General features: G+C 64.9%; 12 protein-coding genes and 1 pseudogene. 6 read left to right on the top strand and 7 right to left on the bottom strand.

Features of this window, described 5'->3' with window-relative positions; all coding sequences use genetic code 11:
* Positions 1 to 20: 20 nt before the first annotated feature.
* Both secY and U1700_RS00385 read left to right on the top strand, forming a co-directional pair.
* Entirely contained in the window at positions 21 to 1385 is a 1365-nt protein-coding gene (secY, locus tag U1700_RS00390) for a preprotein translocase subunit SecY (RefSeq protein WP_332749184.1), read from the top strand.
* A gap of 96 nt (positions 1386 to 1481) precedes the next feature.
* On the top strand, positions 1482 to 2123 hold the full coding sequence (locus U1700_RS00385; protein WP_332749183.1) for an adenylate kinase: 642 nt from the start codon (positions 1482 to 1484) through the stop codon (positions 2121 to 2123).
* Between the two features lie 186 nt (positions 2124 to 2309).
* Here U1700_RS00385 and U1700_RS00380 read toward each other — a convergent pair whose 3' ends face one another.
* Positions 2310 to 2807 (bottom strand): dihydrofolate reductase, encoded by a 498-nt coding sequence (locus U1700_RS00380; protein ID WP_332749182.1) that lies wholly within the window; start codon positions 2805 to 2807, stop codon positions 2310 to 2312.
* 45 nt (positions 2808 to 2852) lie between these two features.
* On the opposite strand from U1700_RS00380, the gene U1700_RS00375 reads away from it, so the two are divergent.
* The 4 genes from U1700_RS00375 to U1700_RS00360 all read left to right on the top strand — a co-directional run bounded on the left by U1700_RS00375 (position 2853) and on the right by U1700_RS00360 (position 6922).
* Positions 2853 to 4145, top strand: a complete 1293-nt coding sequence (locus U1700_RS00375; protein ID WP_332749180.1) for a metal-dependent hydrolase family protein — start codon at positions 2853 to 2855, stop codon at positions 4143 to 4145.
* On the top strand, positions 4142 to 5551 hold the full coding sequence (locus U1700_RS00370) for an FAD-binding oxidoreductase (protein ID WP_332749179.1): 1410 nt from the start codon (positions 4142 to 4144) through the stop codon (positions 5549 to 5551). Before U1700_RS00375 ends, U1700_RS00370 begins: the two co-directional genes overlap by 4 nt.
* Positions 5552 to 5657: 106 nt before the next feature.
* Complete coding sequence (locus tag U1700_RS00365) at positions 5658 to 5975, top strand: hypothetical protein (RefSeq protein ID WP_332749177.1); 318 nt, start codon at positions 5658 to 5660, stop codon at positions 5973 to 5975.
* Positions 5972 to 6922, top strand: coding sequence for an aldo/keto reductase family protein (locus U1700_RS00360; protein WP_332749175.1), 951 nt, complete (start codon positions 5972 to 5974; stop codon positions 6920 to 6922). The genes U1700_RS00365 and U1700_RS00360 overlap by 4 nt, the downstream gene beginning before the upstream one ends.
* 62 nt (positions 6923 to 6984) lie before the next feature.
* Here the strand turns inward: U1700_RS00360 and U1700_RS00355 are convergent.
* The 6 genes and pseudogenes from U1700_RS00355 to U1700_RS00330 all read right to left on the bottom strand — a co-directional run.
* A pseudogene (locus tag U1700_RS00355) lies at positions 6985 to 7089 on the bottom strand (SDR family oxidoreductase); the annotation flags it as partial.
* A 109-nt stretch (positions 7090 to 7198) separates the two neighbouring features.
* A complete protein-coding gene (locus U1700_RS00350) occupies positions 7199 to 8368 on the bottom strand; it encodes a dipeptidase (protein ID WP_332749173.1) in 1170 nt (389 codons plus the stop codon).
* 29 nt (positions 8369 to 8397) lie between these two features.
* The gene (locus U1700_RS00345; protein WP_332749172.1) at positions 8398 to 9963 is read right to left on the bottom strand and encodes a serine hydrolase; all 1566 of its coding nucleotides are present in this window, start codon (positions 9961 to 9963) and stop codon (positions 8398 to 8400) included.
* Positions 9960 to 11090, bottom strand: a complete 1131-nt coding sequence (locus tag U1700_RS00340) for a YkvI family membrane protein (RefSeq protein WP_332749171.1) — start codon at positions 11088 to 11090, stop codon at positions 9960 to 9962. The genes U1700_RS00345 and U1700_RS00340 overlap by 4 nt, the downstream gene beginning before the upstream one ends.
* On the bottom strand, positions 11087 to 12151 hold the full coding sequence (locus tag U1700_RS00335; RefSeq protein ID WP_443025857.1) for a DUF1611 domain-containing protein: 1065 nt from the start codon (positions 12149 to 12151) through the stop codon (positions 11087 to 11089). Before U1700_RS00335 ends, U1700_RS00340 begins: the two co-directional genes overlap by 4 nt.
* Before the next feature lie 5 nt (positions 12152 to 12156).
* Complete coding sequence (locus U1700_RS00330) at positions 12157 to 14406, bottom strand: TonB-dependent receptor (protein ID WP_332749170.1); 2250 nt, start codon at positions 14404 to 14406, stop codon at positions 12157 to 12159.
* Positions 14407 to 14481 lie beyond the last annotated feature (75 nt).

Below are 14481 nucleotides of genomic sequence, written 5' to 3'. Positions count from 1 at the left end.
TCTTTTTTACGGGATCAGCGATGGCATCCGCAGCCGAACAAATGGCGTCGAACATCAGCCTCGGGAGCTTCGGGAAAGCGACTGAGCTCAAGAAGCGCCTGTGGTTCACGATCGGGGCACTGATCCTGTTCCGCCTGCTGTCGTTCGTGCCCATTCCGGGCATTGATCCCCATGCCATGGCGGCGCTTTACCAGACCCAGTCGGGCGGCGTGCTCGACTTCTTCAACACCTTCTCGGGCGGCGCGCTTGAGCGCATGTCGATCGTCGCGCTCGGCGTGATGCCCTACATCACCGCCTCGATCGTGGTTCAGCTCGGCTCAACGCTCTACCCTTCGTGGCAGGCGCTGAAGAAAGAGGGCGAGACCGGGCGCAAGAAGCTCAACCAGTACACCCGCTATCTGACTGTCCTGCTGACCGTCATCCAGGGCTATCTCATCGCCTCGGGGCTTGAGGGCCTCGGCGCCAAGCAGGGTATTGCCGCAGTCGTTGAGCCGGGCATGCTGTTCCGCGTCGCCGCTACCATCAGCCTTGTCGGCGGCACGCTGTTCCTGATGTGGATCGGCGAGCAGATCACCAGCCGCGGCATCGGCAATGGCGTCAGCCTGATCATCATGGCCGGTATCGTCGCCCGCCTGCCGACCGCGATTGCACAATTGTTCGAAGGCGTGCGCACCGGCTCGATGGACAGCATCGTGGTGCTTGGCATCATCGCGCTGACCGTGGTGCTCGTGCTGTTCATCTGCTTCATGGAGCGCGCGCAACGCCGCGTCCTGATCCAGTATCCCAAGCGCCAGACGGTGCGCGGGATGCAGCAGGAGCGCAGCCACCTTCCGCTCAAGATCAATACCGCCGGTGTTATCCCGCCGATCTTCGCCTCGTCGCTGCTGCTCATGCCGCTGACCGTGGTCCAGATGCTCGGCGCCCGCGCCCAGTCGGGCAGCAGTTCGTCCGAATGGCTGATCACCATCAGCACCTTCCTCCAGCACGGCTCGCCCGCCTATCTCACCCTCTATGCGGCGGGGATCATCTTCTTCTGCTTCTTTTACACCGCGGTGCAGTTCAACTCGGAAGAGACGTCGGAAAATCTCAAGCGGCACGGCGGCTTTATTCCCGGCATCCGCCCGGGCAAGGCGACCGAGCTTTATTTCGACTATCTGCTCAACCGCATCACCGTCATCGGCGCGGCCTATCTGGTCATCATCTGCCTCGTGCCCGAGTTCCTCTCGGCCCAGGCCGGGCTCAACTTCCGTCTTGGCGGGACCAGCCTGCTGATTGTCGTCAACGTGACGATGGACACCGTCAGCCAGATCCAGAGCCACCTCATCGCGCACCAATATGGCGACCTTATCAAGAAAGCGAAGCTCAAGGGCGCCAAGCGCCGCTAGACTTTCGTCTGGGCTGCGCTTGCGGAGACTGGCCTCTATTCCCTAAGCCCGGGGCAAAGGGCCGTCCCGCAAAGGGGCGAACCGGTGGAGAGAATCTTGGACATCATTCTTCTCGGACCGCCAGGGGCGGGCAAGGGCACCCAGGCTGCGCGGCTGCAACAGAATCGCGGCATGATCCAGCTGTCGACCGGCGACATGCTCCGTGAGGCCGTCGCCAAGGGGACCCCCGTGGGCGTCAAGGCAAAGGCCGTTATGGAGGCTGGCGAACTCGTCTCGGACGCGATCGTCTCGGCGCTAATCGGCGAGCGGCTCGACAGCGCCAGCGACGGCGCCATCTTCGACGGCTTCCCGCGCACCCAGCACCAGGCCGAAGCGCTTGAAATGCTCCTGGCCGACCGCGACCGCAACCTTGCCCATGTCATCGAGCTCGTTGTCGACGAGGAAGCGCTGGTCGACCGCATTACCGGCCGCTTCAGCTGCGCGCAGTGCGGCGCGAACTATCATGACCGATTCCATCGGCCCAAGGTCGACGGCACTTGCGACGTCTGCGGCAGCCACGAGTTCAAGCGCCGCCCCGACGACAATGAGGCAACCGTACGAACCCGCATGGCCGAATATCGCGCCAAGACTGCGCCGATCCTGCCTTTCTACGAGGAAAAGGGCCTCGTCCGCCGGATTGACGGCATGGCCAGTGTCGACGACGTCGCCGCCGCCATCGACAGCATTCTAGACAGTTAAGGCCGGAGCCAAAGAAAAGCCTGTCCTACAGGCTGGCCATTGTGCAATGGCTTGATTCGCTCTTTCAAATCAGTGCTTTGCAGGCGGAATTCCGAGACCGGAAAAGTCGTCACGAGCGCGAACATGTGTGAACATTCGCGAGCGAGCGGCAGCGAGAGGCGAGCGCACAAAGACTCCATCCCCCGCTCAGGCCCGCTCCAGCGTCACGAACCGATACGCCGGGCGACCTTCCTCCGCGCCATGCTCCTCGCGCCACACCTCGTGCCACTCGGGTCCGCGCGGATCGGGCATCACCGTATCCCCGGCGATGTCCCCCGCGACTTCGGTCAGCTCGATCCGCCCCGCGATTGGCAGGAACAGCGCGAAAATCTCCGCTCCGCCGATGACCCACGCCGCCTGCTCGCCGACCAGTGCCAACGCCGCCTCGGCCGAATGCGCCACCTCGGCTCCCTCGGCCCGCCACCCGGCATCGCGCGTAACGACGATATGCCGCCGCCCGGGCAGCAGTCCCGGCAGGCTGTCGAAGGTCTTGCGTCCCATGATCATCGCCCCGCCCATCGTCAGCGCCTTGAACCGCTTGAGGTCCGCCGGCAGTCGCCACGGCAAGCCGCCGTCGCGCCCGATCACGCCATTGCTGGCTCTGGCGACGATCAGCGTCGGGGCAGGGGGCGATTGAGAGATCATCGTTATCGCCTTGCCCTTGCCCGCCCAAATTGCAAAGCCTGCACGATGCGCTTTTTCGCCCTTATCCTCATCCTCGCCGCGACCGCCGCCCCGGCCGAGACGCTCCGCATCCGCGCCGGGCAGCTTATCGACCCCGAACGCGCCACCGTCACCACAGACCAGCTGATCGTCATGACCGACGGCAAGATCGCCTCGATCGCTCCCTGGCGCCCGACCGACCGCGCCGACCTCGATTGGTCCGCCCGCTGGGTCCTCCCCGGACTGATCGATCTCCACACCCACGTTGCCGACGGCTATGCCGAAACCAGCGACCCCGCTGAGCCGCTCAAGCACAGCGCCGCCGACACCGCGCTCAAAGGCGCCGAGGCCGCGCGGATCATGCTCCATTCGGGCTTCACCACCATCCGTGATGTCGGCGTCTATCGCGGGCTTGGCGACGTTGCGCTGCGCAATGCCATCGCCGCGCATGAGGTTGAAGGCCCGCGGATGATCGTCGCGGGCGGTTATATCACCATCCCCGGCGGTGGCGGCGCGGTCACTGGCGCGCCCAAGGGGACGGTCATCGGCCCCGAATTCCGCATCGGGGAAGTGCGCGGTCCCGCCGAAGCCCGCGCCGCAGTCGACCGGCTGATCCACGGCGGCGCCGACTTCATCAAGCTGATCGCGACCGGCGCGGTCCTCGCGGTCGGAAGCGACGCCGGCAAGCTCGAGCTCACCCCCGCCGAAATGACCGCTGCCTGCGACGAGGCCAAGCGCCTTGGCACCTATTGCATCGCCCACGCCCATGGCGCCGAAGGGATCAAGGCCGCGATCCGCGCCGGAGCGTGGACCATCGAACATGCTAGCCTCATCGACGACGAAGGTCTCGCCCTCGCCAAAGCGCGTCACGTCTGGCTCGACATGGACATTTTCGACGGCGACTGGATCGAGGAGGTTGGCACGCGCGATCACTGGACACCCGAATATCTCAAGAAGAATCGCGACACGACCGATCTCCAGCGCGCCGGCTTCGCCAAGGCCGTCCGTCTTGGCGTCCCGCTGACTTTCGGCACCGACGCCGGAGTCTATCCCCACGGCCTCGGCGCTCGCCAATTTGCCTACATGGTCCGCTTCGGCATGACCCCGATACAGGCGATTGCCGCCGCCACGTCCGAAGCCGCCATCGCGCTGCGCATGGCCGGAAAGGTCGGCAGCCTGAGCCCCGGCGCCGCCGCCGATCTTGTCGCCACCGACCGCGATCCGCTCGCCGACGTTGCGGCGCTGCGCTGCATCGCTGACGTCGTCCAGGCTGGACGCCTTGTCCACCGCGACGACGCGTCGGCGCGGTGCGACCGATGACCGCCGCCGCGCTCATCGCGACCGCGCTCGATCGCTTTGGACCGAAGGCCGTCGTCACCGACCAGTCGGACATCGAACCATGGCTGACCGACTGGCGCGGCCGCTGGCACGGCGCAACTCCAGCCATGCTCCAGCCCGCCTCGACCGCCGAGGTCGCCGCGCTCGTCTCCCTTGCCGCCCAGCACCGCGTGGCGCTCGTCCCCCAAGGCGGCAACAGCGGCATGGTCGGCGGCGCGACTCCGCCTGCGGATGGATCCGCCCTGCTCATCTCGCTGCGCCGAATGAACGCCATCCGCAGCCTCTCCCCCGCCACCGCGGTCGCCGAAGCCGGGGTCATCCTCGAAACCCTCCACGACGCCGCCGCCACCATCCAACGCCGCTTCACTCTGACGCTGGGCGCTCGCGGCAGCGCGACCATCGGCGGGCTCGTCTCGACCAACGCCGGGGGAACGCAGGTCCTGCGCTTCGGCACGATGCGCAGTCTCGTCGCCGGGGTCGAAGCCGTTCTTCCCGATGGCTCGATCCACGACGGCTTGTCAGGGCTCAAGAAGGATAATCGTGGCTACAGCATTGACCAGCTGCTGATCGGCGCCGAGGGCACGCTCGGGATCATCACCGCCGCCGCGCTTCGCCTCTCGCCCGCGCTGACCGACCGCGCCGTCGCCTGGGCCGCGGTCGGTGATCCGCAAGCGGCGCTAGACCTGCTGCGCCGCCTCGAAGCCCAGACCGGACGCATCGAAGGCTTCGAAATCGTGCCCCGGGAAACCCTCGAGCTCGTCCTTGCCCACATCCCCGGCACCCGCGCGCCGCTCGCTGGTACCCACGCGTGGCACCTGCTGATCGAAGCAACTTCTACCTCGCCCGGCGAAGAACCCGCGACCGCCCTGCTCGAACGCCTCCTCGCCGCGCCGCTCGCCGACGGCCTGATAGACGACGCGACAATCTCTGCCAACGAGGCGCAGGCCCGCGCCTTCTGGCATCTTCGCGATTCCATTTCCGAAGCCGAACGCGGCCTCGGCCCTGCGCTGCAGCACGACATTTCCGTGCCCGTCGACGCAATGCCGCGCTTCATGGTCGAGGCCGCCGCCGCGGTTGAACGCGCCTTTCCCGGAAGTCATGCCTCGGGTTTCGGCCACCTGGGCGACGGCAATGTCCACTTCCACGTCCGCCCGCCCGCCGTCGAGAAGGCTGGCTGGATTGCGACCCATGGCACCGCTGCCAGCGCGCTGGTCCACGACCTCGTCGTCGCTGCAGGCGGGTCGATCTCGGCCGAACATGGCATCGGCCAGATGAAGAAGGACGAACTCGCCCGCCTCGGCCCTTCGTCACGGCTCCACGCGCTCCATGCGATAAAAGCCGCGTTCGACCCGCTCGGGATCATGAACCCCGGCAAGCTGGTCGACTGATGCCTAGCGGCTCGTGCCTGATGGATAGGATCGGTAATGCCGCCTGCGGGCAGGCTTGGTACAGAAGTGGACGACTGGCCGCAGTGCTGTTCGCGCGGTGCGCAAGGTGGCGACGCTGATGATCGCCCCGATCCATAACGGCAGGCTCAGCGGTGCGCAGACAATGAACATTCGCCTTGCCCTAAGCGGCCAGGACATTGGTGAACGCAGCACATGCGCGGTTCGCGCCAGCCTGTGGTTTGCCATGGAAAGTCGTTTCAATGCCTTGGCCGCCGCCGAGCAGAGCGACAATGAACGAGCGACGACAGAAGACCGCGTCGCGCCGCATCTGTCAACTGGGCGACATTACGAAGCTCACAAGCGGGTGCCTGGAACGAGCCGGCGCGCCGCCCGTTGGCCCACCATCAACGGGAGAAACTCATGAAATATCGCCAATTGGGCAGCAGCGACTTGTCCGTCTCGGAAATCTCGCTCGGCTCTTGGCTGACCTATGGCGTCGGGGTTGAGGCGGATTCCGCGCGGCGTTGTCTCGACACCGCGTTCGACGTCGGCATCAATTTCATCGATACTGCCAACGTCTATGGCGCCGGCGCGGCGGAAAGCTTCCTTGGGGGAGCCTTGGCCGACCGCCCGCGCGACAGCTACGTCCTGGCGACCAAGGTCTTCTTTCCGATGGACGACCATAATCGCGGCTTGTCGCGCGCCCAGATCCTCAAACAAATCGATGACAGCCTATCGCGGCTCGCTACCGACCATGTCGATCTCTACCAGTGCCACCGCTATGATGATGACACTCCGCTCGAGGAGACGATGCGCGCGATGAGCGACGTCGTCGCCGCTGGAAAGGCTCGCTATATCGGCTTTTCCGAATGGCCTGCGGACAAGATCCAGGCCGCGCTCGACATGGTCGGGGTCGAGAAATTCGTGTCCAGCCAGCCGCAATATTCGCTCGTCCACCGCGATCCCGAAGACAAGGTCATCCCGCTGTGCGCTGCCAATGGTATCTCGCAGATCGTCTGGTCCCCGCTCGGCCAGGGCGTGCTGACCGGTAAATATCAGCCAGGCAGGGCGCCGCCCCCCGGCAGCCGCGCGACCAATGATCGAATGAATGACTTTATCGGCGGGATGCTTCGCGAACCGCTGCTGGTCGCAGTCGAAAAATTGAAGCCGCTGGCCGACGAGGCAGGCTTGTCGCTGTCCCAATTCGCGCTCGCGTGGATCCTGCGCGAGCCCAACATTGCCTCGGCTATCATCGGCGCCTCGCGGCCCGAGCAGGTCATCGACAATGCCGGTGCCTCTGGCGCGATCGTCGCGCCTGAGCTCTTCGCGCGCGCCGAAGCGATCATCGCCGAGGGAATGTCGATTCGCTGAGCCAAAACCCTGATCCGACCGGTGCGGCGTTTCACCCGCGCTTTGGCGAGTCGGCAGTCGGGCTAGCTGTGCGACATGACGCCGCCATCGACGATGATGCCCTGCCCGGTGATGAACCTCGCATCGTCGGAAGCGAGGAAGGCGAAGACGTCGGCGATACCCTCGGGCTGGCCGAGGCGCCAGTGACCTCTTCGCGCTCAAGATTCGGTCGTTCCGACACCCGACGGCGAATCCTGTGACTCGCCAGTCAGCTTCCGCTACTTCATATTATGCGGATCAACGCGGTTCGCGCATCCTTCGCCCTTCGGCCGTGCGCACAATTCGCAATACGTTGCCGCCGAGCATTTTGGCGAGGTCGAGGTCACCATAGCCCGCTGCGCGGAGTCGTGCCGTGACAGCGGGCATGGCCGTAACGTCCCCCATCCCGGAAATGCCACCGCCCCCATCCCAGTCCGCACCGAAGCACACGTGATCAGGACCGGCGACTTTGATCGTGTGTAGCAGTGCCACCATATAGTCGTTGAAGGTCGACGACCACAGCGGCTGTTTAGCGTCCAGCGCTCGCCAGCGGCGGGTTAGGTCAGCTTGATCAGCGGGCGACAACTCCCCGATGTGGTCCAGTTTATCGAACACCTTGGCACGATCGGGTCCGATATTAAGAGGCGATAGATAGATAGTTGTGAAGCAGATTGCACCGCCTGTCGCGGCAAGCTTGCGAATGCGGTTGTCATCAATGTTGCGAGGGAAGTCGTGAAGCGCGCGTGTTCCCGAATGCGACAGAATAATCGGTGTCTTGGACAAAGAGAGCAGCTGGTCGAAGCTGGAGTCCGAGGCGTGGCTGGCGTCGATGACCATGCCAAGCCGGTTCATTTCCGCGACCCAGCGGCGGCCGAGCGGGCTCAGCCCATTCCAGCGGGGCGTGTCGCTCGACGAGTCGGCGAACTGGTTATTGAGGCTGTGCACCGGGCCGGCCAGACGCACCCCCTCGCGGTAGAATTTTTCGAGGAGGCCGAGGTCCTCGCCGAGGGGGTAGCTGTTCTCGATACTCTTGAAAGCGATCAGCTTGCCGGCCGCGTGGATACGATAGGCATCGTCGGCGCGCCGGGCCGGCTGAATTTGGTCGGGAAAGCGGGCGAGCGTTTCGTCAATTTCCTTCGACCGGCCAAACGCGAAGTCGCGCGCGGCGGCGTAGCCCACGGGGGTCAGTGGCCCTTGTTTGGTAAAGATGGCAAAGAAGCCACCGCTCAGCCTGCCTTCGCGCATTCGCGGCATGTCGACCTGCGACAGGTCGGTGGCGAGGTCGTGACGATCGGCAAAGCTCCATCCGGCGCGGCTGAAGTGCACGGGCGTGTCGAGGTGGGTGTCAAGAGACAGGAACTGCGGCTCGTTCGACGTCCCGCTTATCGATCTGGGTGCGCAACTGCCCAGCAACAGGGCGACGAGCACGGGACTAAGCATCCGGGCAATAGGACTCTTCATCGATTTGCGCCGACAGGAGTGAACAGGAAGTCGCCATAGTCGAAGCTGAAGTCGGCGATCGGCGAGACCGGCTTCATCGTGATCCGCTCGACCTTGCCGTCGGCGCCCAGCCCGAAGGTGACATAGGCCGGTTCGATCGCGCGATCGTCGAAGCGCGCGATGAACGTGTCATATTGGTAATGGTCCAGCTGCCCCTTCATCCCCGGGGTGGTCTTGAAGTCGATCGTCGCCTTGTTACCCGTTGCGGCCACGGCCATGTGCCCATACCAGGGGTCGGAATAAAGCCCGGCGTAGGCGGCGAGCGGCAGCGAGGGGCCGGCCTTCACGGGTGTGGCGACCGCGCGACGCACTTCGGCTTCGGCCTCGGCGATTCGAGTCTGTCGATAGGCGGCGAAGCGGCTCGGCCAGTCCTGCTTCGGCAAGCCCAGATAATGATCGAGCAGCTCGTACATCAGACCGACGCGCGGTTGAATATCCTCGCTATTGACCTCGATCGCGAAGCCGACCTGCTTTTCGGGGATCAGCACGACGACGGAGGTAAAGCCAAACAGCCCGCCCGCGTGCCAGACAATCTTCGCCCCGTGATAATCGCGGACTTCCCAGCCGAGCGCATAAGCCTGGAACTGCGGTGCGGTCCCGGCGATGGCGGTCGGCGGCGCGGCGATCGGTTCCGGCGTGACCGGAGACCACATCTCCTTGCTCGAAGCTTCGCTAAACAGGCGGCCGCCCCCTGGAAGGGCGCCGTGCGCGAGCTGCAGTGTCAGCCACTTCGCCATGTCGTTGGCGCTCAGCGCAATCAACCCGGCGGGGGCGGAAGCCGGCGCAAGCTGATCGCGCTCGTCGAGCAGACGCTGCTCGCCGGTGCCGCGCACCGGTCCGCCAAAGCGCGCGTGCGGCTGGGCGCGATTGAAGTCCGCCAACCGATGCGCTTCATCGGTCGTCGCGCGTGTCATGCCGGCCGGGACCAGGACATGCTCGCGGACATAGTCTTCCCAGCTTTGCCCGCTGACGGCTTCGATCAACTGCCCCGCGACGATGTAAAGGATATTGTCGTAGGCATAACGGTCGCGAAAGCTGCCCGATGGTTTCAGGTAGCGTAGCCGGCGAACGACTTCCGCCCGGGAAAGGCTTCCGCGCGGAATGTACAGGAGATCCCCGGCACCAAGTCCCAGGCCGCTGCGATGGACCAGCAAATCGCGTACCGTCATCTCGCGCGTGACCCACGGGTCGTACATCTGGAAGCCCGGCAGTCGATCGACGACGCGGTCGTCCCAGCCGAGCTTGCCGCTGTCGACCAGCGTGGCGAGGGCGGCAGTGGTGATCGCCTTGGTCGTCGACCCGATCAGGAACAGCGTATCGGCATCGACCTTCGTGCCGCTGCCAAGGCGGCGCTCGCCGTAGCCCTTGGCCAGGACGGTGTGGCCATTCTCGACGATGGCAATGGCCATGCCGGGCACGCCTGCCGCCTGGCGCACGGACTCGACCCGGGCATCAAAGTTGGCGGGGGGCGCGGCGAACGCCGGGGCGGCGATAGCGAGCAGTATCAGGGCAAGCTTGTTCATGCGGTCTCCTGGGTCCGGCGCCGCGACCGGGTCAACCGATACAGCCCGATTGTGAGCAGTGGTACGACGTAGATGGCGATGAGGACGTAGGCGAGCGCGCGGTAGCCCCTGGCGATCAGCGCGACGAGGCCGAAGCGGTCGGCGACAAACATGCAGCCAATGAGCAGCACTGCGGCGATGGCGACGCGTGGCGCTACCCCGAGCTCGCCCCCGCGATGGTGGTGCCAGGCGGCGGCGACCCGCTCGTTGATGGCGTGGACTGAACCGGTCCCGCTCTCGAGCAGCGCGGCGAAGATCATCAGTTGAAACAGCAAGTGGAAGGCGGGGACATTCATCTGCGTCAGCAGGAAGTCCGACGGAAGCGTCTGGTCGGCGATGCCCGGCAGGAAGGCAACCATGCAGATGAAGAACAGGATCGCCGGCGCCATGGCGAGCGGTCCCGCGACCAGCCCGGCGATGACCGCGTCGCGGCGGCTCGTCAGGTGGCGGAGGACTGGCAGTATCACGACCGCGCCGACGATGTTGTAGCCGGCATAGGTGATCCCGCCGAGCAGCCAGCCGTTGGCGGGCGGTTGGGACGCAGCGAAGTGGTGGGCGATGGAATCGCCAAAACGAGTCAGCGCGAGCAGCAGGAACAGCGCATAGACGCCGTAAAGCAGGAACGAGACATATTTGAACAGCCGCTCGACAGAGGCGTTGCCGAAGGCGGCGAACGCGGCGATGCACAGCGCCAGCGCTGAGGTTCCGATCAACGGCGGGAGGCCAAACATCGCTGCCCCGATCGCGCCTGCCGCAGCGCCGAACACCGCCAGGATCAGGATCACGAACAGGACATAGGCGATCTCGAAGATGATCCAGCCGGGACCGAGCAGCTCGGCGAAGAAGCTGCGATAGTCGAATGACTGGCGCGCATGGGCGAAGGCGAAAGTGACGGCCGCGACCAGGCTCCACAGGAGCATCGCAAGGATCATCGCTGCCAGCCCGCCCCATGGCCCCGCGGGGAGGAAGAATTCGGCCAGTTCGCGCCCCGTCGCATAGCCGCCGCCGATGACCACCGCCTTGAACGCGAAGCCCGGAAGGAGGAACCGCTGGAACCAGGTCGACGGTGCAGCCGCAGGCTCGGTCATGCTGCGCAGGCATCGAGCAGGCGCTCGAAGTCGGCCCCGCCGCGCACCGGATCGGCGGTCGGCAGCCCGAGCCGACGCGCGGCGGCCTCGATCTCCGTCGCCGCGGCCGCGTCATCGAGCTTGCTCGTGTTGAGACTGATCCCGGCGCAGCGGATCGCGGGGTTGGTCAGCCGCCCACAGGCGATGGTCAGCGCGATGACCTCTTCGATCGAAGGCAGGGCATAATGTGGATGACCCAATATGTGCGTGCGTCCCGGCTCGTGGCAGACAATGAACATGTCCGGCTGGCTGCCATGAAGCAGGCCGAGCGACACCGGGGCATAGGCCGGGTGATAGAGCGAGCCCTGTCCTTCGATCACGTCGATGTGGTTCGGCGCGGCGTCGGGGGACAGCATCTCCGCCGCGCCAGACACGAAATCGGCGACCACCGCGTCGATCGGAATGCCGCTGCCGGCGATCATGATTCCGGTCTGCCCAGTGGCGCGGAAGTCGGCAATGATTCCGCGTGCGCGCAACCCGCGCTCGATCGCCAGGGCGGTGTATTTCTTGCCTAGCGCACAGTCGGTGCCGACAGTGAGAATGCGCTTTCCGCTGCGCTTGCGGCCCGACGCGATGGGGATGTCGGCAGGGGGATCGCGAACGTCCACCAGCCGCCGCCCGAGATGCGCCGCCGCCTCGCGCAGCGACGCGATACTGTGCAGCCGGACATGCATCCCCGAGACAAGATCAAGCCCGTCCAGCAGCGCGCCGTGGAGCGTCGACAGCCACGCTTCGGGGATTAGTCCGCCTGGGGTCGCGACGCCGATCAACAACGCCTTGGCACCCGCCGCAGCCGCCTGCGCGGTCGTCATGCGCGGCAGCCCTGTGCTCACCGTCGCGCCAGGAAGCGCTAGCTCGCCGACGCAACGCTCGCGGGCCCAATCCCTCAGCCCGAATGCCGTCTTGGCATAGCCGGGTTCGGTCGTGTCGCCGAGGAACAGCAGATACGGGGCGGGGAGCCCCAATGCTCCCCGATCGCCGAAGACCTGTCGCTCGACCGCGTCGAGGTCCGCAAGCGCCACGGGAGCTAGTAACTGGCCGTGAGCGTGAGCCCGATCGTCCGCGGGCGGATAACACCGGTCGCGATTGCGCCCGCCGGGTAGAGCCCCGCCGAGGAAGTCGACGTCTTGCCATGCGAATTGCCAACATTCTTGGCGTAGGCCTCGAGCTCGACCTTGCCGAAATCGAGCCCACCGCGCAGGTCGATGACGGTGTAGGAAGGCAGCTGGCGCTGATGGCCGTAAGTCGTGCGATAGGCGGCATCATATTCGCCGTATTGTTTCGCCAGATAGCGAAGCGAAGCGCCCAGGAATGCCTTGCTACCGGCACCGACAGGGAAACTATAATCGCCGTTGAGGCCGACGCTGTAGCGCGGCGTGAAAGGCAACTTGTCGCCGCTGCGCCCGCCGACGATCGCCGGGGTATCTTCGCTCAGTCGCGCATTAGTGTAGGCGGCGTTGGCGGACAGATCCAGCCCGACCATCGGCCGCACGGTGCCGGTGATTTCGGCGCCGTCGCTCTTGGCCTTGCCGGCGTTGGTGTTGACTCCGAAGCCGTTGACCGCAGCGAGCAGCTGGATGTTTTTCCAGTCCAAGTGGAAGACCGAGGCATCGACCGAGAACATCCGGTTCTCGCTCTGCGCCTTGATGCCGGCCTCATAGCTAATCAGCGAATCCGAGCGGTATGTGCGCGGCGTGCTCGCCGGAGCGGCGGGCGGAAGGACGTTGGGGCCGCCGGGACGGAAGCCTTTCGCGACGCGCGCATAGAGCGACATATTGCGACCGAACTTGACCTTCGGCGCCACTGAATAGGTGAAGACATTCTCGGAGGAGCGCGTTTCGGGAATGACGCCGCCACCTAACAGGCCTGCGCCAATCTGGGTCGCGCGCTGGGCGTTATGACTATAGCGTCCGCCAAGATCGATATCGAACATTGGACCGAAGTGGACCGTCGCGTTGGCGAAGCCGGCCTGCTCGCGATAGACCGAACGGAGGTCGATATCGGCAAGTTGAGGGAAGGTCGCGACCGGGGTCAGTGTGTTGGGCACCACGCCCTGCAGATGCTGGCGGACGAGGCCCTTTTCGCGGTCGTAGTAACCACCGATGAGCCAGTCGATGGCGCTCGAATGGCCGGACAGACGGAGCTCCTGCGAGAAGCGGCTGACGTCGTTGATTTGGCCGATGTAGGAATCATTGGCAGCGCCGAAGAAGAACTGCAGCACTGGGCTGTAGCGGGTAGTTGTGTCCTGGCGGAAAGTCTGGCGCTGATTGCTCTTGCTGGTCGACGAGGTGAGGTTGCCGAAGCCAAGGTCGAGGTTGGCGGTGGCGTTGTAGACGCGATATTTGAGGTGGCTGAACAAAGGCACATATTGCGACTGGGTCAGCCCCCCGTAGAGGGTGTTCAGGGTCACCGGATCGCTCTCGACGACCGACGGTGCACCCGAATTGATGTTCTGGAATATGGCGCTCAGGCGAAGGGAGAAGACAGATCCCGGCTTGAATAACAGCGACGCACGCTCGCCATAGCTGTCCGAGCGGTTGATGTTCTTCTCGCGATCCGATCCCGCGGTCCCGATCGAATCGATGAAGCCGCCTTGCCGACGGTAGTAAACGCTTCCGCGGAACGCGAGGGCGGGTGACAGCGGCACGTTGATCATGCCGTTGCCAAGATAACCCATCTCGCCTCCCGCCGTGGTCTCGGCGCCAATCCGCCCGCGGATCGCGAGCTTGTCGAGCTGCGGCGTGTTGGTGACGAACTTGAGCACGCCTCCGAGCGAGCTCGCCCCATAAATGGTACCTTGCGGCCCTCGGAGCACTTCGATTCGAGCAACGTCAAACGTGTCGAAATCGCCCGCCAAAACGGCGCCGTTGGCAAGGCCGCTGCTCGAGCCGAAGGGGGTTTCATCGGCATAAACGGCAACGGTCGATGCGACCCCTCCGGTGTTCACGCCGCGCAAGATCAGGCGACCCGATCCAGGGGTTGACTGGTTTAGCTGAAGACCTGGAACAAGCTTAAGATAGTCCTCAAAGCTATTGGCCTGCTGATGCTCGAGGGTCGCACCCGAAACGACGGAGATCGACTGCGGCACGTCGATCAGCAGTTGGGTCCGCTTTTGCGCCGTAACAATGATATCCTGCGAATTGACGTCCTGCGCGCTCGAAGTGGCGGTGGACGCACTCTGCGCGGCGGGAACAGTCTGCGCGGCGAGCGCCGGAGCAGCCCACACCATGCCGATGGCACTTGCGGAAAACATCAGCGCGCTGCGAAAGTTGGTCATGTCTAGCTCCCCAAACCGGCCCCGAGCCGGATTATGTCGTGCGTACAGCCTCGTTATGAGGTCTGCCCGGTTCAT

The sequence above is a fragment of the Sphingomonas sp. RB1R13 genome, assembly GCF_036663775.1.
Classification (GTDB): Bacteria; Pseudomonadota; Alphaproteobacteria; order Sphingomonadales; family Sphingomonadaceae; genus Sphingomicrobium.
This window is presented reverse-complemented; position numbering and strand designations above follow the sequence as displayed.

Excerpts from the sequence above, each read along its gene's own strand:
- secY (WP_332749184.1), top strand. The coding sequence starts at position 21 with ATGGCATCCGCAGCCGAACAAATGGCGTCGAACATCAGCCTCGGGAGC.
- U1700_RS00380 (WP_332749182.1), bottom strand. The coding sequence starts at position 2,807 with ATGATCTCTCAATCGCCCCCTGCCCCGACGCTGATCGTCGCCAGAGCC.
- U1700_RS00375 (WP_332749180.1), top strand. The coding sequence starts at position 2,853 with ATGCGCTTTTTCGCCCTTATCCTCATCCTCGCCGCGACCGCCGCCCCG.
- U1700_RS00370 (WP_332749179.1), top strand. The coding sequence starts at position 4,142 with ATGACCGCCGCCGCGCTCATCGCGACCGCGCTCGATCGCTTTGGACCG.
- U1700_RS00360 (WP_332749175.1), top strand. The coding sequence starts at position 5,972 with ATGAAATATCGCCAATTGGGCAGCAGCGACTTGTCCGTCTCGGAAATC.
- U1700_RS00345 (WP_332749172.1), bottom strand. The coding sequence starts at position 9,963 with ATGAACAAGCTTGCCCTGATACTGCTCGCTATCGCCGCCCCGGCGTTC.
- U1700_RS00340 (WP_332749171.1), bottom strand. The coding sequence starts at position 11,090 with ATGACCGAGCCTGCGGCTGCACCGTCGACCTGGTTCCAGCGGTTCCTC.
- U1700_RS00330 (WP_332749170.1), bottom strand. The coding sequence starts at position 14,406 with ATGACCAACTTTCGCAGCGCGCTGATGTTTTCCGCAAGTGCCATCGGC.